This window comes from Halovenus amylolytica, assembly GCA_004015825.1.
Lineage (GTDB): Archaea > Halobacteriota > Halobacteria > Halobacteriales > Haloarculaceae > Halovenus > Halovenus amylolytica.
In genome coordinates this window covers 23881-47896 of the sequence record ML137216.1, presented here as the reverse complement: position 1 = coordinate 47896, position 24016 = coordinate 23881, and the positions used below count along the sequence as shown (strand labels likewise).

Genomic DNA, 24016 nt, shown 5'->3' with positions numbered 1-24016 from the left:
TCATCAGTCACTGTCGGCGGTCAGCTCTTTGGCCAGCAAGATGCCGTCACCGCGCTCGAACTCGTCGGGGAGCCGTTCGACCTGCTCGAATCCACAGTCGCTGTAGAACTGTCGTGCACGCTCGTCGCTGGCCAGCACGGAGAGCCGGAGTCGGTCGTAGCCGTCAGCAGCGAGTTCCTCACAGACGTATTCCAGCAGTTTCGAGCCGTAGCCCTCTCCTTGCCGATCAGGTGCGACTGCCAGTTCCGACAGGTAGGCGACCGTCTCCGGCCCGTGGATGACGATCGCGTAGCCCACAGGCTGGTGGTCGACAGCGACGAACACCGGTGGATAGCCGCCGACGGCACTTGCCAGTAGCTCCGGCCAGGGTTCGGCGAGTGTTCTGGCCTGAATCTGTCGGAGTCGATCGAGATCGCCCCGTGTTCCGCGTCTGAGTTCGAGCATCTAGAGCGTGAGTCCGATAGAGACGGCGAGTGCGCTGCCGACGATAGCGGCCGAAAGCGTCGCGAGGAAATTCACCGTCTGGTTGCCGAACAGTGTGCCTTCGATCGTCGCACCCAGTACGCTGTCGACTGTCATGCCGGCGACGCCAGCGAGTATGATCACACCGGCACCCGTCGGACCGACGCCGTTGAAGCCCACGAACGCGATGACGCCGATGATCGCTGCACCCGTCAACCCGACAACTTCACCCTGCCAGGTAACCGCGCCATCCGTGCCCGGTTCGACGACTTCGAGTGTCGTAATCAATCGAGGATTGTCGAACAGCCCGCCGATCTCACTCGACAGTGTATCAGCGAGCGCAGCGCCCACAGAGCCGGCGAAGGCGAAAAAAAAGACGGCCTCGGAGATACTGATGCTGTGGCTGCCGGCCGCTGCGATCACTGCCACGAGCGCGACCAGCGAGTTCGCGAGGACGTTCCCACTACCCCGCTGTCCTTCGTTCTCCTGTGCGATGCCGCGATCTATCTTCCGGTCGTATTTGAACTTCGAGGCGAGCCCACCGATTCCGAAGAAGGCGATGAGCATCGCGAACCAGCCGTAATCCCCCAGAACGATCGTCAGCAGTCCCAGAAGGACACCAGTGAGCATCCCCGGGAGCGATGCCGTCTCCAGCGCGAAGGAGAGGTAGCCGAGGAAGACGGTGACGCCGATCGCGATGGCGATCCGTGTCGTCGAAATTTCGAGCGGGAGGCTGGCGACGAGCCACAGCAGGAGGGCAACGCTGGTCATGACGAGTACGTCGTCACGTTTGAACAGGACTTCCCGCAACAGTGCGGCGAGCAGACTCCCGCTCGTGGCGAGGAAGATGACCGTCTGCCAGGCGACCGTATCGCCGGTGATCAGGGCAGCGAGCAGCTGACCGCCACCGCCCGCGAGCGAGCCACCGGCGACGAAGCCGGCCGTCGCGAGCACCGGATCGCCCGTCACGTGGCGGCTAACCTGCCCGGTCAGGTTGCCGTAGGAGAGCAAAAACAGCGTTCCGACGTAGACCGTCTCTGGCATGCCGAACTCGACTGCGAGGATCGCGATACCTGCCCCAGCCAGTGCGAAGCCGGCCAGCCCGTACAGTTTCCGGTCGCGTCGATCCCCGGGTCGGGCGAACAACTCGAAGAAGAGCCCGCCGGGATTCACGGACAGCGCGCCCGCAGCGACCAGCATGAACGGTGCGATCGCGCCGACGGTCGCGTAGGCGGGTTCCTCGAGCGTGCTCGCCAGTGGAACGACCAGGGCAAGGGACCCGACGAGGGCAAAGGCAGCGGCGCGCCGGACAGGCGATGTCACTACGGGCGGATATAGCCGATTAGCACTTACACTTTCCGGACCGACCCGAAAAATTTGCCTCAGACTACAGCTGTTCGAGGGTAGCGGCAAGCTCGGGCAAGGTCTCGGTCACGTCCGACCGGAACTCGAAGGCTGCCACGTCCGAGAAGCTGGTCGCTTCGAGATTGACGATCAGCAGCGAGCTGCCGGTCCGGTGTGCGATCCGGGGCAACGATGCAGCCGGTTCGACGGTCAGCGACGAACCGATTGCAAGAAAGAGATCGGCCTCGCGGGCCGCTGTTCTGGCCTGCTGCATCGTCGTTTCGGGGAGTTCCTCACCGAAGAGGACGACATCTGGTTTGAGTGGTCCCCCACAGGTCTGACAGCGTGGTGGAAGTTCCCCAGCTTCGATCCGGTCGGTCACGTCCTCCAGCGTCGACCGTTTGCCACACTCCTCGCAGACCACGCGCCGTCCATTCCCGTGGATTTCGAGCAACGACTCCGTGCCTGCCGCGCCGTGGAGATCGTCGATATTCTGGGTGATGACCGTATCGAGGACGCCTCGCTGTTCGAGCGTTACGAGCGTCTCGTGGGCTTCGTTGGGTTCGATATCGTCCGCGAAGACCTGTTCGTACATCTCCAGCCGTTTCTCCCAGAACCCACCGGGATCTCGCTTGAACCGCTGGTAGTGAAACTCCGCGGGGTCGTACTGCTCCCAGAGCCCGCCCTCGCTCCGAAAGTCGGGAATCCCCGAGGCAGTGCTGACGCCCGCACCCGTGAATGCGACGACGGTGTCGGCCGTCTCGATTGCCGCTGCTGCCTGCTGAATATCGTCGCTCATGAGAGATCGAACTCGCGACCCGTCCGCTCCCGGCCGGAGTGTGCGCGGACCCAGAGTTCGCCGATCCGGGAGAGTCGTGTCCGGTAGGATTTGCCGTGGTCTTCCTGTTCGATGTAGCCTTTCCCGCCCGGGCCCAGGCGGTCGACGTTGTAGATAACTTTCGAGCGAAAGGAATCCGTGTACTCCTCGCCGAGTTCGCGGGCCAGCTGCTGGGCCAGTTCGGAGATCGACGCGAACTCGCCGTGTTCGCCGAGCGTGAACAGGATAACTTCCTCGAACGGTTCGACACTCGAAAACAGCGCGACAGGGAGTTCGACGATGTGGCTCCCGTCGATCTCTTTCGCACCGATCGTCGTGCCGCGTTCGTCGAACTCGGAGAGAAGCTGTCTGGCACTCGCCAGCCGCTCGTCGATGCGCTCGGAGTCCGTCTCGGTTTCCTGTACGTCTTCGAGAAGCTGGATCTGACGGCGGAGTTCCTCGGCGAGTTCGGTCTCCAGATACTTCTCGGGGACCGTGTAGTAGGTGTGAATCCGGTCGCGTTCGCCCTGCCGTTCGACCATGATCGAGTGTGCAGCGGTCGCGAAGGCAAAAGAGACTGTCCGGGGCATCGCAGAGATGTTGACCCAGACCTCGCCGTCTGCAGCGTCGTGGTCGAGTTCTTTGTTGATCAGGTCGAACGCCTGCTCGAAGGCTTCGTCGTAGTCGTAGACGTCTTCGATCGTGAACCGCTCGGTCTCCGCCCCGAGCAGGTTCTGGAAATCAGTTTCGAGTTTCGCAGCGAGATTCCGCGAGTATTCGACGTTGGCCTGGCTGCCCATATCACCCTCCAACAGGATTACGCGGTCGACATCCATCTGCTCGCGCACGAGCGGCGCGATGAGCCGGTCGTAGTCGAAGCCGACCGGGACGATATGCGTCTGCATACATCTCTGTTCGACTGGCGCAGTTAAGAAACCCGCGAGACTACTCGAGGTCTGCGAGGAAATTCCGGATGATGTCGTGTCCGACGGCGGTCAGCACGGACTCGGGGTGGAACTGTACACACTCGATGGGGTACTCCGCGTGGCGGATTCCCATGACGAGTTCCTCGCCGTCGACGGTCGTCGTCGCCGTCACGTCGAAGGAATCCGGTACCTCCGAGGCGATCAGCGAGTGGTACCGACCACCCTGCAACCCCTGGTCGAGGCCCTCGAAGACACCCTCGCCGTCGTGATCCATCGGGAACGCCTTGCCGTGGATGGGTTCCGGAGCCCGGCCGATACTGCCGCCGTAGGCGTAGACGGCCGCTTCGAGACCGAGACAGACACCAAGCGTCGGTACATCCTGGCTCAAATCCTGCAGGACTTCGTTCGTGACACCGACATCGCGTTCGTTCTTTGGATGGCCTGGCCCCGGCGAGATGACGATCGCATCCGGATCGACAGCTTCGACCTCCTCGATCGAGGCTGTGTTCTTCAGTACGGTCGTCTCGGCATGTTCGCTGACGTACTCGACGAGATTGTAGGTGAAGGAGTCGAAGTTGTCGATAAAGAGGACCCGAATCTCGTCGCTGTCGGCGCCGTTTGATTCCGCCGAGTCGGTCTGTGTCGTCTCTGCGGTCATTGCTCAACCTCCGTAGTCTCTGCCTCGCGGTCCGTTCCCGTGTCCTCGATTCGATCCAGTGCATCGAGGACGCCGTCCATCTTCTTCTCTGTCTCTTCGTACTCCGCGGTCGGATCACTGTCGGCGACGATGCCGGCCCCGGCCTGCACGGTGATTCGCTGGTCTGTCTCTGTCTGTTCGACCGTCGCGGTTCGGATCACGATCGCGAAGTCTGCGTCGTCACTCCAGGAGACGTAGCCGACACCGCCGCCGTAGGGACCTCTCGGTGTTCGTTCGAGATCGTCGATGATCTCCATCGCGCGGATCTTCGGCGCACCGGAGAGCGTCCCTGCGGGGAAGGAGGCACGCACTGCGTCGAAGGCGTCGTACTCCCTGTCGAGTGTTCCCGTCACCGTCGATTCGATGTGCTGGACGTGGGAGTATTTCAGGACGTTCATGAACTCCTCGACGCGGACACTGCCCGGTTCTGCGACCCGCCGGACGTCGTTTCGCGCCAGATCGACGAGCATCGTGTGTTCTGCACGTTCTTTGCCATCCGCGAGCATCTCACCGGCGAGTCGTCGGTCCTCGACGGGGCTGTTCCCTCGCGAGCAGGTGCCCGCGATGGGGTTCGAGACGATCCGGCGGTCGCCCACCGAGACGAGCGTTTCGGGACTCGCCCCGACGATCGATTTGTCGTCGTGAGAGAGGAGATACATGTACGGCGAGGGGTTGATCTCCCGGAGTGACTCGTAGAGCCCGAGCGTGTCCACCTCACCGTACAGCTCCCGGGTCCGGGAGATGACACCCTGGTAGATGTCACCGCTGTAGACGTGCTCTTTGGTCTGCTCGACGGCGTCTTCGTACTCGTCTTTCGGGCCTGCGACCTCTCGTTCGAGGCTGAAGCCACCTGTTTCCAGGGGATCGGCATTTTCGAGGAGATCAGAGATCCGATCGACCTCCGCAGTCAGGTCGTCGTAGATCGCGCCGGCGTCGTCCCTCTCCCTGATCACGGGTGTACAGACCACCGAGAGCGTCTCCTCGGCGTGATCGAACACCAGTGTCCGCGTCGTGAGGACGAACTGTGCGTCCGGATAGCGCGACTCGGGTCGTTCGATACCGACCTCCTCCAGCCAGAGGTCGTAGACGGCATCGTAGGCGAGAAAGCCAACCAGTCCACCGTCGAGTTGCTGTCGATCACGCTCGGGGAAGTTCTTCCGAGTGACGTCGGGCAACACGGCGCGCAAACTGTCGATCGTGTCGCCACCGTTGGTTTCGAGCAGATCGCGGTAGCGGTCGTCGAGAATATCGAGTTCGGTCTCCTCGGCACCGACCGTGACGACTGCCTTCGGGTCGTAGCCGACAAAGGAAAAGCGTGCGTGGCGGTCTTCGGTGGTGGGGGCGAAGGCCCCGTCAGGATCGCTCGACGCGACCTTCTCGGCGCTTTCGAGCAGGAAGGAGTAGGGCGCGTTCGCTGCGTCGGTCGTCCGGCCAGTCAGTGCTGCATACGCCGCCAGTGGGTCGATATCCAGATCCAGGTCGGCTTCGACCCGTACGACTGCCGGCTGGTCTGTCTCGGCGATGGACCGGAACTGCTCGCGGTCGACGTCGAACGTCATACTGTTTTCACCGCGCGCTGGGCACGCCTCGTGAACTGCTCGACGGCATCGTGGTCCTTTACGCCGCCGGACTGTTCGACACCGCTCGCAGTATCGACGGCGAATGGCTCGACTGTCCCGACAGCCTCGGCCACATTTTCGGGGGTGAGGCCGCCAGCCAGGATCAACGGGGAATCGATCGATTCGTGGAGTTCTCGGCTCCGGCCCCAGTCGTGTGTCCGTCCAGTGCCACCTCCGCCGTCTGCATCTGTCGAGTCGACGAGAAGTGCACTCGCTGCATCCGCGTATGCTTCGATCGCCTCCTCGTCGATATCGACTGCCACGATCACTGGGATCGAGATTCGCTCCTGCAGCTCCTCGATCTCTTCAGGTGTCAGCGTCCCGTGGATCTGGATCGCGTCGGCTCTCGTCTGCTCTCCCAGATCGACTGCCGCTTCGACTGTGTCTGGCATCGTCACGAGGACGCTCGTCACGAACGGTGGCACACCTGCGACGAGTTCGCTGACCTGCTCGGGAGTGATCTCTCGGGGGCTATCGACAGGCACCTGACTGATGAAGCCGACGGCATCCGCACCTGCCTGAACCGCGCAGTCTCTGTCCTCGGCGCTCGTGATTCCACAGATTTTGACGCGGGTACTGCTCATGAGCCTGCTCCACGCAGTTCCTCGAATTTCTCCCCGGCAGCACCTGACTCGATTGCCTCTCTGGCTCGCTCCACACCGTCGGGAATCGACGCTGCCTCACCGGCGATGTAGATCGCTGCGCCCGCATTTGCGAGGATAATATCCTGTTTCGCACCGTCGATGGCGCCGTCGACGATCCCGCGCATATCTGCCGCGTTCTCTTCGGGCTGCCCACCGGCGATCGCATCGATACTGTGTTCGCCAACCCCGAGCCCTTCCGGTGTGAGCGTGTACTCCTCGACTGCCTCGCCGTCGACCTCTGCAACGGTCGTCTCGCCGTGGACTGCGATCTCGTCCAGCCCGGAGCCGTGGACGACGAGTGCGCGTTCGACATTCATCTGTGCGAGTGCGCGAGCGATAACCGGTACGAGTTCTGGATCGTAGACGCCCACAACCTGTGCATCGGCACCTGCAGGGTTCGTCAGCGGGCCGAGAATGTTGAAGATGGTCCGCATGCCGAGTTCCTTGCGCGGACCGATCACGGCTTTCATCGCCGGATGGAACACCGGAGCGAGCATGAACCCGATGCCATCTTCCTCGATTGCCTGCTCGACAGTCGGCGGTTCGGCGTCGACTGTCACGCCGGCCTCTTCCAGCACGTCCGCACTCCCCGACGACGAGGAGACCGAGTAGTTGCCGTGTTTGGCGACTGGTACGCCAGCGCCGGCGACGACGATGGCACTCGTCGTCGAGACGTTGATCGTATCGTAATCGTCACCACCCGTCCCGCAGGTGTCGACGAGTGTCTCCCGCTGGGGGGTGATCGTCCGGGCTGCCCCGCGCATACCCTGTGCGAAGCCCGCGATCTCCTGCTCGGTCTCGCCTTTCGCCCGCAGCGCCGTCAGCAGGGCCCCGATCTGTGCCTCCGTCGCATCCTCGAAGACTGCTGTCGACGCCTCGCGTGCCTGTGCCTGAGTCAGATCTTCACCGTCTGTGACGCGTTCGATGTAGGATTCCAGTGACATTGAGTACCACCAATGGACTTTTTCGGTATGTGATGAACAAATCCGTACACTAACTTAAGCGTGTCGTCCTTACCCGGAGACGGTATTTCGAAAACTATGCACATTAAACACGTAATTCCTAAACAGTTCCCTGCCTACAGAAAATATATGCAGCAGGGTCAGGGCGCGGAACCGCAGGATTTCGAGCGAGTTCTCACCTCGATGTGTACGGAACCACACCCGCAGGCACGGGCGGCCGCCGAGCGGTTTCTGGCGACGAATCCGGGCGACCCGGGAACGTACCAGACGGTTGCAGAACTGGAAGAGAAAGCAGTCGAGATGCTCGGTACCATCGCCGGCCTCTCCGAACCAGCAGGCTACGTTACGAGCGGTGGGACCGAGTCGAACATTCAGGCCGTCCGGGTCGCACGAAATCGTGGCGATACGAACAGGCCGAACATCGTCGCACCGAAGAGCGCACACTTCAGTTTCCGGAAGGCGGCCGAACTGCTGGGTGTCGAACTCCGATCCGCACCGACGGTCGACCACCGGGCAGATCTGGCGGCGATGAAAGAACTCGTCGACGAGGATACAGTCGGGCTGGTCGGTGTCGCGGGATCGACGGAGTACGGTGTCGTCGACCCGATTCCGGAAATCGCCGAACTCGCAGAGGACGCTGGCGCGATCTGCCACGTCGACGCTGCCTGGGGTGGATTCTATCTTCCCTTCGCCGACTACGACTGGAACTTCGATGACGCGGCGATCGATACGCTCACCATCGACCCACACAAGGCCGGCCGGGCCGCCGTCCCGGCCGGGGGGTTGCTCGCTCGCTCCGAAGAACTCCTCGCAGATCTCACGATCGATACGCCGTATCTGGAATCTGCCGCACAGATCTCCCTGACCGGTACGCGGAGCGGCGCAGGTGTCGCGAGCGCGGTCGCCGCGATGGATGCGCTGTGGCCCAGCGGCTACAGCGAACAGTACGACCGGGCGATGGAGAATGCGGAGTGGCTGGCTGCACAACTCGACAGTCGCGGTCACGACGTCTTCGGTCCGGAGCTTCCGCTGGTAACTGCCGATCTCTCGGTCCCGATGACCGACGAACTCAGAGAGCGTGGCTGGCGCGTCTCGAAAACAGGTGCTGGCGAACTCCGAATCGTCTGTATGCCCCACGTCACGCGGTCGATGCTGCGCTCCTTTGTCGCCGACCTGGACTGGTACTAGAGATCGAGCGACTGCCAGCTCCGGGACTGATTGGGGAGCCCCTCGACGCGGAGTTCCGGGCCTGCCTCTTCGTTGCGAACGTCTATAACCCCATCACAGATGTTCTGTAGCGTATACTTCACCTGTGGATCGTGCATCGACGGATCGAGCACGAACAGTCCGAGCCCGTCAGTTGCAGCGATTCGTCCGTCCATCGTGTGGACGAAGCGGGTGATCGTCTTGAAATTCGTATAGAGGAGCAACATCGAAAGCGAGTCGAAACAGCTCCGGATCCGGTCGATACCGTTCTTTTGCAGGTGGGTCGTCAGGATCGAGTTTTTGATACTGATGCCCGTCAGATCGGCGCTGTTCGAGACACTTTCGACCCTGGCACCAGTCGCTGTCTCGGTGTCCGCCCGACCGGTGGCATCGATGATGCCGAACTCGGAGAAATCGAGATCCGGATAGGAACTCTGACACTCCTCGGCCAGCATTCTGCCCGAGTTGTTCGTCGAAATGTAGATGATCCCATCGTCGTGGCCGCCACCGAGGGCCAGTTCACGAGCGACTCGCGAGCCGAGCCGACCCGATGCGGTAACCAGTAGCGTCGTTCCAGCCCGGACAGCTTCGACCGGCAGGGTCGGAAATTCGAACGGTTCAGTGGGCATACCTGTCACCTCGCTCTCGGAGCGCGAGTGTCTCTGGTATCACTCCTGCCAGTTCCCTGATGTAGTTCCGGTCGGCCTCGGAGAACTCGCGGACTTCGTCGTCGTACACCGACAGCGTCCCGACGGCGTGACCGTCTCTCGTTTCGATTGTCGCACCGAGATACGAGCGGATGCCCGCATCGTGGATCTTCTCGGTGTCGGCAAACCGGGGGTCAGCCTGCGTATCCCCGACAGCCATCACGCCGGTCTCGGAGACGATCGTATGTGTCGCCAGCGACTGTTCCCGGACCGTCGGGACGGTAAGCTCCCCCTCACCAGCTACGATCTCCTGTCGGTCACGGCTAATGACCGTCACAGCGGCGGCACTCGCGTCGAAATGATCGACTGCGAGCCCCGCGAGGCGCTCACCGACCGGCACGATCTCCGCCCTGATCGTGAGGAACTGGTCGGCTGCTTCGAGGCGCTCCCGTTCCGCTTCCGGGACCGGATAGGACGCCTGTGTCAGTTCCACGCCGGCCTGTTCGATGAGTGCAGCCAGCGTCTCCGCTGCATCCGGTGACTCCTTCCCGACGAACTCCACGACGACATCCTCGAAGGAGTCGGTGTCGACACTCTCCGAGTCCGTGTACAGGATGCAGCCAGTCCCCGGACTGGTCTTCCGGACGTAGTCGGCGAGTTCGAGCCCGTTCCCGTCGCCGAGCGTGTACCCCGTCACCACCACGTCGACAGTTTGGTTCTCAACTGCATCTCTCGCTGTCGCCAGTGAGTTTGCCGTTAGAACCGACACGTCCTCCAGCCTCTCACGGATGAATCTCGCAGTTCGTAACCGCGTTTGCTCGTCGCGGTCGACGATTAGAACGACTGTTACTCCCATTACCAGCAATGACGTATCCAGTTGTATATACCTGATTGTCTTGAAAATAACTGGTACATACCCTACCCGGTCGGCTGCAGTTTGGCATCGACGACAACGTGGGCGACACCCTCACTGTAGCCCTTTACGTTCTGGACAGAGTGGGTCTCGATGTCCAGATCCTGTCGCTCGGCAGCCTCGCGCAACCGTCCGAGCGGGCGGTCGGGAACGAGTCCCTCCGGTGTCGCCTCGTGCATGTGGACCCAGCCGCCGGGCTCTATGACACCGAGTGCACTGTCGAGATACTCGTGTGCGTCGTAGTAGCCCATCACGATCCTGTCGAACTCGAACTGATGCTCTGGGGTCTCGTCTGCCTGGCCGCCCGCGATCACGTCACGGTTGTCGGCGCGATAGGTCTCGACACGGTCCTGAACACCGTTTCTGACGACGTTTTCGACGAGATACTGGAACGAGGCTGGATTCCGTTCGACCGCAGTCACGTGCGCGCCGGCCCTGGCTATCGGGAGCGTGAAGTAGCCGATCCCGGCGAACATATCGAGGACGCGTTCGGTGTCGGAAACGATCTCACCCATCCGGGCGCGTTCGGCCTTGTTCCCGGGCGAGAACATCACTTCGGAGAGGTCGAGTGCGTACTCGGTGCCGTGTTCCCGGTGGACCGTTTCGGTATCGCCCTCGCCTGCGAGCACCTCGACCTCGGGTTCGCGGTGGTCACCGGAGATTCCCTGCCGGGCGAGGACCGTATCTGCGCTGCCATGCATCGCGAGCAGCGCCTCGCCGACCTCCGACGGTCGTGGTGTGTCGCTGGCCTCGACCAGAATGGCGCTGCCGATGACTGCCCACGACCCCGGCGCGCGTTCGAGTTCCTCGTCACTCCAGCCGCGGTCTCTGAGGTGGTCTGTAACTGTCTGGAGTCGCGGTTCGCCGACCTCCTCGATGAGATCCAGCACCCGTGTCTCCTGGGGGAGCGCAGTCACCGGGATGGCGACGGTTTCGTCGCCACACTCGTAGACACTCCGGGAATCGTCGTACACCCCTTCGTCGCGAAGTGAGCCGATCGCTGCCTGCGCCCGTGGTTTCTCGACGACTGCGGAGAGTGGCTGCTCGGACATCGTCTCTACCTGGCCCTGGGGTCTGACGCGTATATATGACCCGTTAGCTCGGCTCGGTCCGTCAGTTCGGTATCGTCCCCGACTCGGCGTTCCCAGTCAGTTCGGCTTGCTCCCGGACTCTTCGGTTCGAAGCTCCGGCGGCAGTTCGAGCTGTTTGATTCCCGACTGTTCGTCGATCTTTAACCGGTACAGGCTGGTCGGTTCCGACTCCATGGCTCGTCTGAACACGTCGGGTTTCCATGGAATGTCCGCCTGCTCCTCGATTTCCGGCCGCTCACTCTCCGGAACTGGCTCGATTCGTCCGGTGATGAGCACACTCCGCCAGTTGAACGTCGTCTCGATCCGGTAGACGAGAAACCGGGCAATCTCGGCTCGCCGGCTCAACTCTTCTTTCTTGCTGGAGTCGCCAGAGACGTACAGAAAGTAGACGTTGTCGTCGCCGTCGAACCAGAACGAAAGCGGGCGCATACTCGGCGCCCCATCCGTCGGCAGCGCGAGGATACCGTAATCCTGCGTCGTGAGCAGTTGCTGGATCTCCTCGTCGTCCATCCGCTCCATTCCGTACCGTTCCAGTTCATCAACTGTCATGTATGACATATTGACGAGAGTGAACAAAAAGCCATCCCACAGTTCCAGAAATCGTAGAAAAGCCGACAGTCGTGTAGTCATTGTTCGAATCCGAACTCGTCTGTCTCGAACTGGCGTCTCTCGCGGGGCCTTCCGGTACTCTCAAGACCGACCCAACCCACGCGGTGAGCATGGACGCTACGATCAGTACGTCGACGGTCGCGGGCGAGGCCCAGGCCCCGCCGTCGAAAAGTTACACACACCGCGCGATCCTCGCGGCTGGCTACGGAGCGACGACTACAGTTCACAATCCACTCATGAGCGCCGATACGCGCGCGACGATCCGCGCTGTCGAGGCCTACGGCGGCACTGTCGAACACGACGAGGCCGAGCACACCCTCGAAATCGAGGGCTTCGAGGGGCGACCGGAGATTCCCGACGACGTGATCGACTGTGCGAACAGCGGGACGACGATGCGCCTGACGACGGCGACAGCCGGGCTGACCGACGGGATCACCGTTCTGACCGGTGACGACTCCCTGCGCTCCCGGCCACAGAAACATCTGCTCCGCGCGCTCGAACAACTCGGTGCGCGGGCAGAGAGCACACGCGAGAACGGACAGGCACCACTCGTCGTTCGTGGCCCGGTCACCGGTGGCTCCGCGGCGATCCCAGGCGATGTCTCCTCACAGTACATCACCGCCCTGCTGATGGCCGGCGGTGTCACGGATGCGGGCATCGACATCACGCTCCAGACGGAGCTCAAATCTGCGCCCTACGTCGATATCACGCTCGAAGTACTGGACGATTTCCGCGTCTCGGCACGAAAAACAGGGCGAGGTTTCTCGGTCGACGGCTACCAGCGCTACGATGCCGGCGGCAGCTACACTGTCCCCGGCGATTTCTCGTCTATCTCTTACCTGCTGGCTGCCGGCGTCCTCGCCTCGGATGACGGCCTGACGATCACCGGTGCCTTCCCCAGTGCGCAGGGTGACAAAGCGATCGTCGATATCGTCCGTCAGATGGGCGGCGACGTCGAGTGGGACGAAGATGCCGGCGAGATCACAGCACGAACGAGTGATCTCGCGGGGATCGAAGTCGGAGTCGAGGACACTCCGGATCTGCTCCCGACGATTGCGGTGCTCGGCGCGGCCGCCGACGGAACGACGACGATCACCGACTGCGAGCACGTGCGATACAAAGAAACTGATCGCGTGCGCGCGATGGCCGAGGCCCTCGACGCGATGGGTGCCGAGGTCGAGGAGGAAGAGGAGACGTTGACGATCCACGGCGGGCAGTCCGATCTGACTGGAGCGACTGTCGACGGTCGGGCGGACCACCGGATCATCATGTCGCTTGCAATCGCCGGCCTCGTCGCCGACGGGGAGACGACAGTGACCGGCGCAGAGCACGTCGACGTCTCCTTCCCCGACTTTTTCGAACTCCTCGAAGAACTCGGAGCCGAGCTCTCGGCGGCGTAACTGTCGGCAAAACAGCGGGGGTTCGGGAGTACCCATGACGGTGGCGGCCGAAGGTTGTAGTATGACAGTCAGCTTTGATTTCGACGACAAGACCGTGCTCGTAACTGGTGTCGGTGGTGCGCTGGGAAGTGCCATCGCGGAACAGTTCCTCGCTGCCGGGGCGACAGTCTGTGGGGCCGATCTGGTCTCACCGGACGACGGAGAGGATTTCCTGCTCGACGATCCGGACCGGATCGACTTCTACCAGGGTGATTTCACGGACGAGTCGGTCGTCGAAGAGACGATCGACGCGATCGTCGAGGAACACGGCGGGCTGGATTACCTGGCGAACATCGCGGGGACCTGGCGCGGCGGCGATCCGATCCACGAAACCGACGCCTCGACGTTCGACTTTCTGTTCGACGTGAATCTGAAGACGATGTTTCTCGCCTCCAAACATGCGCTGCCACACATCCAGGATTCGGAGGGTGCAATCGTCAGCGTCTCCTCCCGGTCGTCGCTGGAAGGCGGCGAAGGCGACGGGATCTACCGCGCGTCTAAAGCAGGTGTGCGCCTCCTGACAGAGACGATCGCCGAGGAGAACAAAGGAACAGTCCGAGCGAACGCAGTCATGCCGAGCGTGATCGATACGCCCATGAACCGCGATATGATGCCGGACTCGGACCACTCGAAATGGGTCGATCCCGCAGATATCGGCGACGTGGTCGTCTTCCTCTGTAGCGAGGCTGCGAGTGTCACGAGCGGCGCTGCCGTGCCGGTTTACGGTGAAGCCTGAAAACGAAGTTCCACTCGAAAACCCGCGCTACATCCAGAGCAGCTGTGCGTGACGCGTCTCGCCGATATCGAGGACGTTCTCCTCCTCGACGAAGCCGTGTTCGATCGCGATTTCGACGGCTTTCGTCCCGACGATATTCGCGACAGAACAGTTCGCGAGGCTGTCGACTACAGTATCCTCGTCGACTTCTTGACCGTCGTAGAACTCCTCGTTGACAGTCAGGGAGAGCTCGCCGTTTTCGAAGCTCTCGCCGAGCAGATCGGCCTCACAGACCGCGACCAGCCGGCCCTTCTGGGTCTCCCGTTCGTTGAGCAACAACTCGACCATCTGCTCACTCCGTCAGCTGGTCGTCGATCAGCTCTTCTTCGTTCGCGGAGCGCATCTCTTCGGCTTCTTCGGCGACCTCCTCTGCACGTTCGTCCTCGCCGAGCTGTTCGAGGGCGATCGCTTTCTCTTCGAGCAGATCCGCGCTGCGATACCCCAGCCGAATCGCGTTGTCGAAGGCGTTGAGTGCGTCCTCGGCGAGTCCGCGCTCGTTGAGGAAAAAGCCCCGGTTGTACCAGGCCTGGCCGAATCGCGGATCGAGTTCGACTGCGCGCTCGGCGTGTTCGAGTGCCTCCTCCGTGCGACCGAACTCCCAGAGCGCGTACGCGAGATTCGTCTCCGCACTCGCGGCGTGCTCGGAATCCTCGTCGATATCGAGCGCCTCTCGGTAGGCACCGATCGCAGCGTCGTACTCTTCGAGTTCCGCGTGGGCCACACCTTTGTTTACCCAGGCTTCCTGCTCGACCGTCTCCCTGTCGGCGTACCGCGCCGCGCGCTCGAAGGCCTCTGTCGCCTGCTCGTGACGGTTGATCCGGATATACTCCAGCCCGACGTCGACGAGTTTTGCCGCGTCGACGTTGTCTTTCCCGAGATTGTCCTCGTCGATGAGGTCTGCGAGTGCGTGCGAGTCGACGGGATCGATCTGATCGGCATCGATTTCGAGCTCCGGCGGATCGATATCGAACCCCTCGTAGGGATCGGTGAATCCCTGCCCCTCGGAGAACTCGTGATCCTCTGGCTCTTTGGTCATACAGTAGATTGGGATGGCCCAGCATTAAGGCCTGCGTCACCGAACTGTCTGTATGCGACTGTTCGTCAGTGTGGATCTGGACGGACTGGCCGACGAGATAGCGACCGTACAGGAGCACCTGGAGGACGCATCCGGCATCCGGCCGACCGACCCTTCACAGGCACACATCACGCTGAAGTTCCTCGGCGATACCGACGAAGATCGCCTCCCAGAACTTACGGAGAAACTCGAAAACGCCGTCGGGGAGGCCGGTGTCGACCCCTTTTCGGCAGAGATCGGCGGTCTCGGGGTCTTCCCACATCTCGATTACATCAGCGTCGTCTGGGTCGGCGTCCGGTCGGGAAGCAATCAGCTACTTCGCCTTCACGAAGCAGTCGAAGACCAGATAACTGCAATTGGGTTCGATCCGGAAGACCACGACTTCACGCCGCATGCGACGGTCGCGCGGATGGATCACGCTGGCGGCAAGGAGTTGGTCCAGGAGGTCGTCGAGAATCAGGACCCGAACATTGGAACCGTACAGATCGACGAGGTCCGGTTGAAAGAGAGCGAACTAACGTCTGACGGACCCGAGTACTCGACAGTCGAGCGATTCGAACTCTAATACTCACGGCTCCAGTTTGTACTGTATTCCTGCCACGGAGTTACGACCGACCGCTCACCGGCGGATCGCTACAGGACGTATAGAGTGTAGTCACTACTGTCGATCGTAGCTTCGTGAGAAGTTGCGTGGGTGCTGATCTCTGTAGGATAGCACCGAGCACCGATGCCCTCACTTCCGTTCGGGCAAAGCGATGCGTGGGACCGGATTTGAACCGGCGGACCTCTACAGGACAGCGCCCTCAACGCTGCGCCGTTGGCCTGGCTTGGCTACCCACGCACACGCTATCCGGTGTCTGTCTCCTGCATCTGCCTATTTCCGAGGGACATTAAAATGACTGTCGATTCGCCCGCTCACTGCGTGACAGACCCACGGGCACACCACCTAACCGAAGACCACCAAAGAAAGCGATAAATCGTCCAGGGTGGGGACAACTGTCAGCGTGAGAGAGCCAGTTATGAGCCAAGAACTCCCGGAGTGTCGAGACATCTGTCACGTGGGCGTGGAGAAAGACCGTAGTACCCCGGGCGACAGGAACAGATATGCAGGAACGACGTGCGGACATATTGGCCCACCTCGCCGACGGCCCGGTTACCGGTCCGGCGCTCGCGGAGCAGCTGGATATCACGCGAGCAGCCGTCTGGAAACACATCGAGGCACTGCGCGAGGAGGGCTTCGAGATAGCGAGCAGGGAGTCGGGATACCGACTCGAATCGATCCCTGAGTTCGGCGGGTCAGCCGTCGAGTTCGGGCTGTCAGCCCCCTTTACCGTCGAATACCACGACTCGATTGGGAGCACGAACAGTCGGGCGCGAGAACTCGCAGCAGCGGGCGAGCAGAACGCGGTTGTCCTGGCGAACGAACAGACCGGCGGGCGGGGTCGACTCGACCGCGAGTGGAGCTCTCCCAGTGGTGGCATCTGGCTCTCGATACTTCTCCGGCCAGAAGTGCCGGCCGTCCACGCTCCACTGTTCACACTCGCAGCCGCCGTCGCGACCACCCGTGCTGTCCGAGAACTCGGCGTCGACGCGACCATCAAGTGGCCCAACGACGTACAGGTCGAGGGGCGAAAGCTGGCCGGGATTCTGACCGAGATGGAAGGGGAGGCCGACCGGATTTCCTGGCTCGTCGTCGGCATCGGACTCAACGCGAACGTCGACAGCACGCAGTTGCCCGGCGAACGACCGGCGACGAGTCTCCGCGCCGAAATCGGCGACGTCGATCGCCGGAGGCTGACCCAGAACCTTCTCGAAGCATTCTGGAACCGCTCGGAACAGACCGAGTCGATCCTCCCCGCCTGGCGGGAGTTGACGTCGACAATCGGTCAGCGAGTCCGAGTCGAAACCCAGAGAGAAGAGATAGTCGGCGAAGCTGTCGGAATCGAATTTCCAGGATCGTTGATCGTCGATACTGGTGCAGAGAAACTCACGATTAGCGCGGGTGATTGCGAGCATCTCCGCCCAGCCGAGTAGCTCAGTCGAGTCGTATTGCAAGCACCGGTACTGGTGAGGACCGCAGTACTCGCTCGGCCACGCTGCCGAGCAACAGCCTGTCGACACCCGATCGACCGTGTGTTCCCATCACGACCACGTCGATGTCGTTTTCCTCGGCGTAGTCGACAATCTCCCTCGAAGGCGATCCTTCGAGAATCGTTGTCTCGACCAGCAAATCACCTGCTTTCTCTTCGACCGTCTTTATCGCATCTTCACCCTGCTTTCGTAATGCCGCACTGACGTTCTCCCAGGACGACTCCATCGGGAGATCCGAAAGCGAGGCTGTGTTCGCAACGTAGAGTGCGTGCAGGGTCGCGTCGTGAACTGTGGCGAGTTCGATCGCGTGGTCGAGCACCGAATCCATGCTCTCTGAGCCATCTGTCGGGAGGAGTATATTGTCGTACATAGTTGAAACTACACCACGCGATGACTTAGTTGTACCCGCGCAGATTATCTGCTATCTGCTGGATAGACGACTCGCTCGACATCGTCGACGCCAGCACGCCGGACGACTGCTCTGGCGATATCCTCCGCTCCCGTGAGATTCGCCGACTCGCCGTCGAGAACCAGCAACGCCCCGTCCCGCCCGTCTTCGACGAGACCGCAGTTCAGCCCTGCAATCTCCGCGCCGTTGATCGTGGCCATCTGCAGGACCTCCCGTGTGGAGACGTCGAACAACTTGGCAGTAAAGGCCATCTCCCGAAACATCGACGGACTGTTCAAAAAGACGTTGTCGGTACCGAGACCGACAGTGGTCCGGTCGAGCAACTCACGGATCGGTGGCATGCCGACATTCGTCGTGATATTAGAGCGTGGACAGGCCACGACTGGGATCTGGCTGTCGGCCAGACGCTCCAGGTGGAGCGGTTCGGGGTGGGTCATGTGGACGAGGAAATCCGGGTCGAGATCGAGGGCGGGATTGATATCACTGCTGTCGACTTCGCCCGCATGTATCCCGAACAGTTTCTCGGCCTCGGCAGTCGCCTTCCGGAGCCGGTCGAATGTCGCGTCGTTCGCGCCGCTGGCACCGAATCCGTCGCTTTCGAGCATAGCGTCCTCCGTCTCCCGGCCGAGCACGACGGAGTCGATATCGTGGCCGGACAGTGCTTCCCTGATTGCGGTCACGCCATCGACACCGCCCTCGCGAAACTCGACGAATACGGCGGTTCCAGCCGACTCCATGTACGAGATCGACTGCTCCATCCCAGCGATCAGTTCAGACCGTTCGGCTGCATCCAGCAGACGGTGTTTGAGTCCGTCCGGCGGTGCGACGAGTTCCGCCAGCGAGAGTCCCTCTCCGGCCTCTTTTGCGATCGAATCGCCGATGTGCGTGTGCGCGTTCACGAATGCCGGGAGAATGATCCCCTCGCTGTCTGTCTCGGTCTCTTCGATGCCGGCGATCTCGCCTTCTTCGACGATGACCCGCCCCTCGACCGGCTCGAACGACCGTCCGCGTAAGATTCGTCCTTCGAGGATCATACTGCTGGTATGGATGGCCCCCGTTTGAACGCACCGGAGTTGGTCGGCTTCCAGTGTCGTCCGAGGGGAACTTCGAAACTCGTCGTATGGGTGCGTTCTACACGGAAACTCGCTGCAGCGATCGACGACCCCATTCGATCTTACCCACCACCTCGGGGACTGGTCGACACCGGACCCGTCCACGAACTGCGGCACCAGAAGACCAGGATGGCCGGCAACCGTTCTACCGGATCACCCGCGTCGGCCGTCAGGAGCTGAGCAGCGATTTCGAGAATATCACTGGCTCTGATAGTGATTATTGCGAGTCTGTACCGCGAAGTTCAGATAGAACTGGTCTAGGAGGGCCGAAACAGCCTCGGTTTCGCTGCCGTGCTGAAAATTACCGCAATAATCACTATGAGCGCTAATTCGTCTGTTTCTCACTTTTTTCACATCCGATGCGCGTACTCCGATCAATCTATTTTTGTTCGAGTACTCGCCTCGTTTTCCAGGTCAGTAAACAAGAAAAAGTGGCCACCAATTGATATAGCAACATATAGTTTATGTGTTCGAGTGAAAGCAGTGCTCTGGAGATTTAGCCAGGACAGATATATAAACTAAATCAGAGAATAGATGTGTTCTTCGTATACGGTCCGGACACGGTTCCCCCAGTCGTGCGTATAGGTATCAATCACGTCGGTAGCGACGTCACCACGGAGATATTTGACGACGCCCCGATCACCCGTCCGATCACGGAGATGTGTGGTAAAGAAATGCCGGAAGTAATGCGGTGTGACGTTCTCTTCTGGCCCACCGTTTTCCCGGTACCAGCCGGCCGCACGGGCCCTGGTTTCGACAATATGATGGACCATATCTGGCGTCAGACGCTTCCCCCAGCTATCTGCTGTACTCACGAACAGTGGTTTTGCAGTCGAAACCGGGTCGGGACGAATCGCGAGCCAGTCTTCGAGTGACTCCGATAGCTCGCCGTCGACGGGGATAGTCGTCGCACGTTTCCGCTTGTTAGACGCTGTTCGACGTTCCTCGTTGTAGATCGCACCCGCAGCGGGGGCGTTATCGACGAACAGTGAGTTCTCACGACCGTCGAGGCGCGGCCGATGCGAACTCTCGTCGTCGCTCAGGTTCAGATCTCGAAGATCGAGGTTACACAGCTCACCGGCTCGTATCCCGGTTTTGAGCAGTGTCAGAATGACTGCCCGGTCCAGTGGGTGGGTGATATCGCCCACGAAGGTTTGCATTGCAGGAACAGAGAGATCTCGTCGTGTGGGGTCGCTGTTTATCGATTCGTCCATCTCTTCGACGACGATCGACATCGGGTTGTTGTCGAAGGCATCGACCCGGATCATATAATCGTAAAACCGGTGCAGATAGGAGGCATACGTCGCGACGGTGCTTTCGGCGACAGCACCCCGTAGCTGGTGGATATACGCCATACAATCTCTGTGATTCGCGTGCTCGATAGAGAGGTCGCGTGTATCGAGATACGCTGCAAAATCCGTCAGAACGCGTCTGTAGGCATCCTGGGTCCGCTCTGATTTTCCCTGGTAGCGGATATCTTCGAGGAAGTAATCGATGTGCTCCCGCGACGAATCGCGGCGTCTCCCATCGGTTTCACTCATCGGCACCCTCCACGAGAACGTATCCACCCGCACGCCCGCTGTACCGGATTACGTCGGCCTCCTGGAGTTCCTGCAGGGAGTTTTCGAGGCGTGTCTCGATATCGCCGGTCACCCCGGCCAGCAGTTCGTCCCAGGAAGAGGGGCCAGTATCAGCCAGATACCCACAGATTTCGTCCTCTAGATCACTGTCTTCGGTGGTATCTGCCGTCGAGCTACCCCCTTCACGGGGGGTAGCTGGTTCCGTCCCGAAATACTGACGGCCCGCTTGAACCATCGCCTTGACGAACTCGCTCCGGCTCATACCGAGTTCCTCGGCGTGGTCGTCCCACAGATCGCGTTGATACGCGGGGACGTACGTCTGGACGACAGTCCGTGACGTATCCCGGTCAGTTTCCTCTGCCATACTGGGTTCTCGTACCAAGCTGGTATTAAACTAATGTTAGATTCACGTCTAAGTACGAGGCCGCCAGATAGCGGTCAGTAGGTCATGTAAGGCACCGAGAGATCGGCAATAGACTACACTGTGACTGTATCCCCCGTATCGTCCAATCGCAGAGAGTGATCACTTTGGTCTTCAACTGTTAGGAAGTCGTCAGTATTTATATAGTAGTCAGGAATATATTGCTATGACTGATCGTTCGGTATCTCGACGAGACGTTTTGAAAGCAGGTGGAAATCAGTTTCGCCGGCGAGTATGACTCCGAAAGCGCTACGATGACCGTCGTCGCGGAAGTAGCTGATGCGGATAACAGGGCCGGAGGTCTCGTCGTTCGGGGTGAGACAGCCGATGCAGGACGCAGGTGGCACGAACTCACAGATGCGTCGCCAGCGAGCCCCGACGAGTCGATTACTGCAGGCGATTCGGCAACCGTCCAGGGGGTCGAGGACGGCGACGAGATACTGCTGGTATACGAAACTGATTCGAGTTCGAGGATTCTGTTCTCCCAGGAAGTGGGAGCTGAAAAATAGTCACCCCCAGCAAAACAGCATCAGCTACATTCTAGTCAGAAAAACTATATTTAGAGAGATTACAGTGCTCTCGAACCACGGTCTAATATTATACTTCCGTCTAAAGACCCTTATTTGTATGAGTGCTATCCTCAAATGGTGGAAAATAGGCAAATGATAGGGCTGAAATATCACGCTCACATCTAAAAATACAGGTAGCGAAAGCACCGACAGATCCGTCGTTTATCAGAGGACAGAAAAGCTTGATCTGGACAAAATAATTACGCCGGTCGAATCCGCGTGCATCCGTGTGTTCGACCGGAATATAGCTTGCCCTAGCCGTCTTTAAATGGGGTGGGGTAACGGTGTGTTCCTGCCAATAGATCAACTGCAACCCGGGTCCTGTGGCAGTATCGCCCTGGATTTTCCGGGGTGTCTCTTCTACAGAAGGTCGAGTGCTAACAATACACATATCTACTCACAGCGGACAGATACTTTCCCATCACACCAGGTGCAGCGAGCCTCGAAGAACTTCGGCAAACTCCGTTACTAGAGCTCGTCTGTCGGCCTGAAGATGTTTACTTCAGGGGGCTGGGTTCCGATCAGGCGTTCTTTGGCACCCACAGATCCCGTGAGTGTTTGACGAAAGGCAGCTAACTCATTCCCTCATACTGGTGACTATACATTCGTCAAGATAGTCGATCCCCGTGAGCACTCGATCTCACGGGAATCGCCTCAGGTTGTTCGGTTCACCCCCCGTTGGGTCGAAATTCCTCTGTTTCGTTTAGCCACCAGTATTCGGACCCATCGTTGATGCAGCCATAGTGGGCCGGTCTGGTGGGGTGTAACCGGTGATGGCCACACTGGTGATGCGTGGTCTGGGCAACAGTCCCAGACGTGATTTCTTACAGGGTCAAGTGCGATTCCCGGACAGAGACAGATCTGTAGACAGTTAGGGTGAACTGACGAGCTCGAATTGCTGCATCCTGCGCCCATCCCCTGGGGGATATAGCCACAGTATGGAGGCTGACAGCTATCAGAGTGAACCCTCCAAAAGCAGAGAATCTGTGAATATCCGGGGCAGATCGAACTGATGCCGTGTTATTTCCAGTACCGCGGACCGGCAACGTATCTGTCCCCCGTCGATCTCGTCGGGCAGTGTACGATCAGACGATCTGCCCTGATTCGACTGAGAGTGATTCGTGCGGTGATTTTCGACACGGCCACGAAAACCAGGCTGCTTCAACTCTGTAAATGCGAGTATCTCTTCACCCGGCGGTATAGACCTGCAATAACCACTATGACACCGACACAAAGTTCGGATGTCAACCAGAGTATCCATCACGAAATCGGCCACTGAAAATCGTAACTTGAACCGTGGAGACTGCGTCGCAGACCTGTATCTCCGGACTACCGGTCGGCTGACTCTTCTTTTCAAAATTTCCGTCGGTCACGAATAAACTGGCTCGGGCAATCGACATATCGAGTGGCAGACGTACGAAGCAGTTAGCGGTGTACACCAATGGCCAATTTATACGATCAGACGTGTACTGGTTCCATTCGAATCGAATAACGGACTGGTATTCTGTCGAGTATCGAACTGATAAATCATATGTTGCTATATAGATTACTGGCCAGATACGTGAGAGATCGTAACCTCAACGAGGGTGGAATTTACAACTCATCCAGAACTTGCCTCTCTGCGCTTCGTGCTGGCCCCGGAGACCGTTCCGGGTTCGATGGAACCTCCACAGTCCGTTCGATCGCGGTTTCGACCGGGACGGGTTCCCAGCCGATCTCGTGAAGCTTCGCTGTGGAGAGAATGTGCGTCTCTGGGTTGTACAGTGGGAAGTCAGTCATCGAGAGGTCTCCAGTGGCAAGTTCTCGATCGGTGGCGGTGACGAACTCGGGATCAGTTCCGACGGTGTCCGCTGTCGTTTCGAGTAACCGACCTAGCGGCAACACCGTCCGGTCACCGACGTTGTACGCTTCCCCGGCGGTCCCGGTTTCGGCGACAGTCCGGATTGCCCGGGCTGTATTGTACACCGACACGAGGTGGTGGATGTTCGTCCCGTCGCCGGGAACGAGCACTCGGTCGTCGGTACGGATGCGATCGACCCAGTAGTTGTACCGGCCAGTGTAATCGTGTGGGCCGTAGACGATCGTCGGTCGAACACTCATCGCACGGACCCCGTGCTCTGTTGCGGCCTCGAAGACGATCCGGTCACCCTCGGCTTTGCGTGCACCGTAGCTGTCCGGAGTGGCATCGACTGCCTGGTCGTCCGTGCAGGGCTCCAGCGGTGTCTCGTCTTCACGCTTGGGTACCGTATCCGGCTCGTACACTGCCCCGCTCGAAATGAACACGTACGCATCCACGTCGTCGAACACCCGGGTCGCCATCCGGACCTCACCCGGGAAGTACGCGACACAGTCGACGACGATGTCGGGATCGACTGTTTCCTTTGCATTCATCAGCGCTGCATCGCTCGTTCGATCGCCGGTGTACTGGTCGACACCAGCGGTATCAATGAAGGGATTGTCGTGGTTTCCCCTGTTGAATAGCGTAACATCGTATGCTGCGTCGAGAAACTCCCGAACGAGGTGCCGGCCAATAAACCGAGTACCACCGATAATTAGAACACTGGTCATACCGGACTGTCGGGAGGTGGGAAAATAAAAACAGCGTCAG

The 24016-nt window shown here is 60.1% G+C and carries 25 protein-coding genes and 1 tRNA gene; 6 read left to right on the top strand and 20 right to left on the bottom strand.

What is annotated here, in order from left to right:
- Nucleotides 1-3: 3 nt before the first annotated feature.
- The 8 genes from EOW68_RS01380 to trpD all read right to left on the bottom strand — a co-directional run bounded on the left by EOW68_RS01380 (nucleotide 4) and on the right by trpD (nucleotide 7447).
- A complete protein-coding gene (locus EOW68_RS01380; RefSeq protein ID WP_128223390.1) occupies nucleotides 4-444 on the bottom strand; it encodes a GNAT family N-acetyltransferase in 441 nt (146 codons plus the stop codon).
- Entirely contained in the window at nucleotides 445-1785 is a 1341-nt protein-coding gene (locus EOW68_RS01375; RefSeq protein ID WP_128223389.1) for a DUF92 domain-containing protein, read from the bottom strand.
- A gap of 64 nt (nucleotides 1786-1849) precedes the next feature.
- Entirely contained in the window at nucleotides 1850-2605 is a 756-nt protein-coding gene (locus EOW68_RS01370) for an SIR2 family NAD-dependent protein deacylase (protein WP_128223388.1), read from the bottom strand.
- Nucleotides 2602-3528, bottom strand: a complete 927-nt coding sequence (locus EOW68_RS01365; protein ID WP_128223387.1) for an HFX_2341 family transcriptional regulator — start codon at nucleotides 3526-3528, stop codon at nucleotides 2602-2604. The genes EOW68_RS01370 and EOW68_RS01365 overlap by 4 nt, the downstream gene beginning before the upstream one ends.
- A 40-nt stretch (nucleotides 3529-3568) precedes the next feature.
- Nucleotides 3569-4207 carry an anthranilate synthase component II gene (gene trpG / locus EOW68_RS01360; protein ID WP_128223386.1) on the bottom strand — a complete coding sequence of 213 codons (639 nt, stop codon included), beginning with the start codon at nucleotides 4205-4207 and terminating at the stop codon, nucleotides 3569-3571.
- On the bottom strand, nucleotides 4204-5805 hold the full coding sequence (trpE, locus tag EOW68_RS01355) for an anthranilate synthase component I (RefSeq protein WP_128223385.1): 1602 nt from the start codon (nucleotides 5803-5805) through the stop codon (nucleotides 4204-4206). Before trpE ends, trpG begins: the two co-directional genes overlap by 4 nt.
- On the bottom strand, nucleotides 5802-6449 hold the full coding sequence (locus EOW68_RS01350; RefSeq protein ID WP_128223384.1) for a phosphoribosylanthranilate isomerase: 648 nt from the start codon (nucleotides 6447-6449) through the stop codon (nucleotides 5802-5804). Before EOW68_RS01350 ends, trpE begins: the two co-directional genes overlap by 4 nt.
- Nucleotides 6446-7447: an anthranilate phosphoribosyltransferase gene (gene trpD / locus EOW68_RS01345; RefSeq protein ID WP_128223478.1), complete on the bottom strand. Its 1002-nt coding sequence runs from the start codon at nucleotides 7445-7447 to the stop codon at nucleotides 6446-6448. The genes EOW68_RS01350 and trpD overlap by 4 nt, the downstream gene beginning before the upstream one ends.
- Nucleotides 7448-7600: 153 nt before the next feature.
- On the opposite strand from trpD, the gene mfnA reads away from it, so the two are divergent.
- Nucleotides 7601-8659 carry a tyrosine decarboxylase MfnA gene (gene mfnA / locus EOW68_RS01340; RefSeq protein ID WP_128223383.1) on the top strand — a complete coding sequence of 353 codons (1059 nt, stop codon included), beginning with the start codon at nucleotides 7601-7603 and terminating at the stop codon, nucleotides 8657-8659.
- On the opposite strand, the gene EOW68_RS01335 is transcribed toward mfnA, so the two are convergent.
- From EOW68_RS01335 to EOW68_RS01320, 4 genes are all read right to left on the bottom strand, one after another.
- Nucleotides 8656-9306, bottom strand: coding sequence for a DUF7504 family protein (locus EOW68_RS01335; protein WP_128223382.1), 651 nt, complete (start codon nucleotides 9304-9306; stop codon nucleotides 8656-8658). The two genes, mfnA and EOW68_RS01335, sit on opposite strands and share 4 nt — an antisense overlap.
- Nucleotides 9296-10180, bottom strand: a complete 885-nt coding sequence (locus EOW68_RS01330) for a response regulator (RefSeq protein WP_128223381.1) — start codon at nucleotides 10178-10180, stop codon at nucleotides 9296-9298. The genes EOW68_RS01335 and EOW68_RS01330 overlap by 11 nt, the downstream gene beginning before the upstream one ends.
- 62 nt (nucleotides 10181-10242) lie before the next feature.
- On the bottom strand, nucleotides 10243-11289 hold the full coding sequence (locus EOW68_RS01325) for a class I SAM-dependent methyltransferase (protein ID WP_128223380.1): 1047 nt from the start codon (nucleotides 11287-11289) through the stop codon (nucleotides 10243-10245).
- A 96-nt stretch (nucleotides 11290-11385) separates the two neighbouring features.
- Nucleotides 11386-11877: a pyridoxamine 5'-phosphate oxidase family protein gene (locus tag EOW68_RS01320; protein WP_128223379.1), complete on the bottom strand. Its 492-nt coding sequence runs from the start codon at nucleotides 11875-11877 to the stop codon at nucleotides 11386-11388.
- 170 nt (nucleotides 11878-12047) lie between these two features.
- Between EOW68_RS01320 and aroA the strand changes: the two genes are divergently transcribed.
- Complete coding sequence (gene aroA, locus EOW68_RS01315) at nucleotides 12048-13337, top strand: 3-phosphoshikimate 1-carboxyvinyltransferase (RefSeq protein WP_128223378.1); 1290 nt, start codon at nucleotides 12048-12050, stop codon at nucleotides 13335-13337.
- A 61-nt stretch (nucleotides 13338-13398) separates the two neighbouring features.
- Complete coding sequence (locus EOW68_RS01310; RefSeq protein WP_128223377.1) at nucleotides 13399-14112, top strand: SDR family NAD(P)-dependent oxidoreductase; 714 nt, start codon at nucleotides 13399-13401, stop codon at nucleotides 14110-14112.
- Between the two features lie 27 nt (nucleotides 14113-14139).
- Here the strand turns inward: EOW68_RS01310 and EOW68_RS01305 are convergent, their stop codons facing one another.
- Nucleotides 14140-14430, bottom strand: a complete 291-nt coding sequence (locus tag EOW68_RS01305; RefSeq protein ID WP_128223477.1) for a DUF424 domain-containing protein — start codon at nucleotides 14428-14430, stop codon at nucleotides 14140-14142.
- A 13-nt stretch (nucleotides 14431-14443) separates the two neighbouring features.
- A complete protein-coding gene (locus EOW68_RS01300; RefSeq protein WP_128223376.1) occupies nucleotides 14444-15187 on the bottom strand; it encodes a tetratricopeptide repeat protein in 744 nt (247 codons plus the stop codon).
- 52 nt (nucleotides 15188-15239) lie between these two features.
- On the opposite strand from EOW68_RS01300, the gene thpR reads away from it, so the two are divergent.
- Nucleotides 15240-15791: an RNA 2',3'-cyclic phosphodiesterase gene (gene thpR / locus EOW68_RS01295; RefSeq protein WP_128223375.1), complete on the top strand. Its 552-nt coding sequence runs from the start codon at nucleotides 15240-15242 to the stop codon at nucleotides 15789-15791.
- A 191-nt stretch (nucleotides 15792-15982) separates the two neighbouring features.
- Here the strand turns inward: thpR and EOW68_RS01290 are convergent.
- A tRNA-Leu gene (locus tag EOW68_RS01290) sits at nucleotides 15983-16067 on the bottom strand.
- Nucleotides 16068-16330: 263 nt separating this feature from the next.
- Here EOW68_RS01290 and EOW68_RS01285 point away from each other — a divergent pair.
- Nucleotides 16331-17260 carry a biotin--[acetyl-CoA-carboxylase] ligase gene (locus tag EOW68_RS01285; RefSeq protein WP_128223374.1) on the top strand — a complete coding sequence of 310 codons (930 nt, stop codon included), beginning with the start codon at nucleotides 16331-16333 and terminating at the stop codon, nucleotides 17258-17260.
- A gap of 1 nt (nucleotide 17261) precedes the next feature.
- On the opposite strand, the gene EOW68_RS01280 is transcribed toward EOW68_RS01285, so the two are convergent.
- The 4 genes from EOW68_RS01280 to EOW68_RS01265 form a co-directional block, all read right to left on the bottom strand.
- On the bottom strand, nucleotides 17262-17687 hold the full coding sequence (locus EOW68_RS01280; protein ID WP_128223373.1) for a universal stress protein: 426 nt from the start codon (nucleotides 17685-17687) through the stop codon (nucleotides 17262-17264).
- A gap of 44 nt (nucleotides 17688-17731) precedes the next feature.
- Nucleotides 17732-18760 carry an amidohydrolase family protein gene (locus tag EOW68_RS01275; protein WP_128223372.1) on the bottom strand — a complete coding sequence of 343 codons (1029 nt, stop codon included), beginning with the start codon at nucleotides 18758-18760 and terminating at the stop codon, nucleotides 17732-17734.
- A 596-nt stretch (nucleotides 18761-19356) separates the two neighbouring features.
- The gene (locus EOW68_RS01270; RefSeq protein ID WP_128223371.1) at nucleotides 19357-20379 is read right to left on the bottom strand and encodes a tyrosine-type recombinase/integrase; all 1023 of its coding nucleotides are present in this window, start codon (nucleotides 20377-20379) and stop codon (nucleotides 19357-19359) included.
- Nucleotides 20372-20782, bottom strand: a complete 411-nt coding sequence (locus EOW68_RS01265; RefSeq protein ID WP_128223370.1) for a DUF5805 domain-containing protein — start codon at nucleotides 20780-20782, stop codon at nucleotides 20372-20374. The genes EOW68_RS01270 and EOW68_RS01265 overlap by 8 nt, the downstream gene beginning before the upstream one ends.
- A 266-nt stretch (nucleotides 20783-21048) precedes the next feature.
- On the opposite strand from EOW68_RS01265, the gene EOW68_RS01260 reads away from it, so the two are divergent.
- Complete coding sequence (locus EOW68_RS01260) at nucleotides 21049-21348, top strand: hypothetical protein (RefSeq protein WP_128223369.1); 300 nt, start codon at nucleotides 21049-21051, stop codon at nucleotides 21346-21348.
- A gap of 1653 nt (nucleotides 21349-23001) precedes the next feature.
- Here the strand turns inward: EOW68_RS01260 and EOW68_RS01255 are convergent.
- Nucleotides 23002-23976, bottom strand: coding sequence for an NAD-dependent epimerase/dehydratase family protein (locus EOW68_RS01255; protein WP_128223368.1), 975 nt, complete (start codon nucleotides 23974-23976; stop codon nucleotides 23002-23004).
- Nucleotides 23977-24016 lie beyond the last annotated feature (40 nt).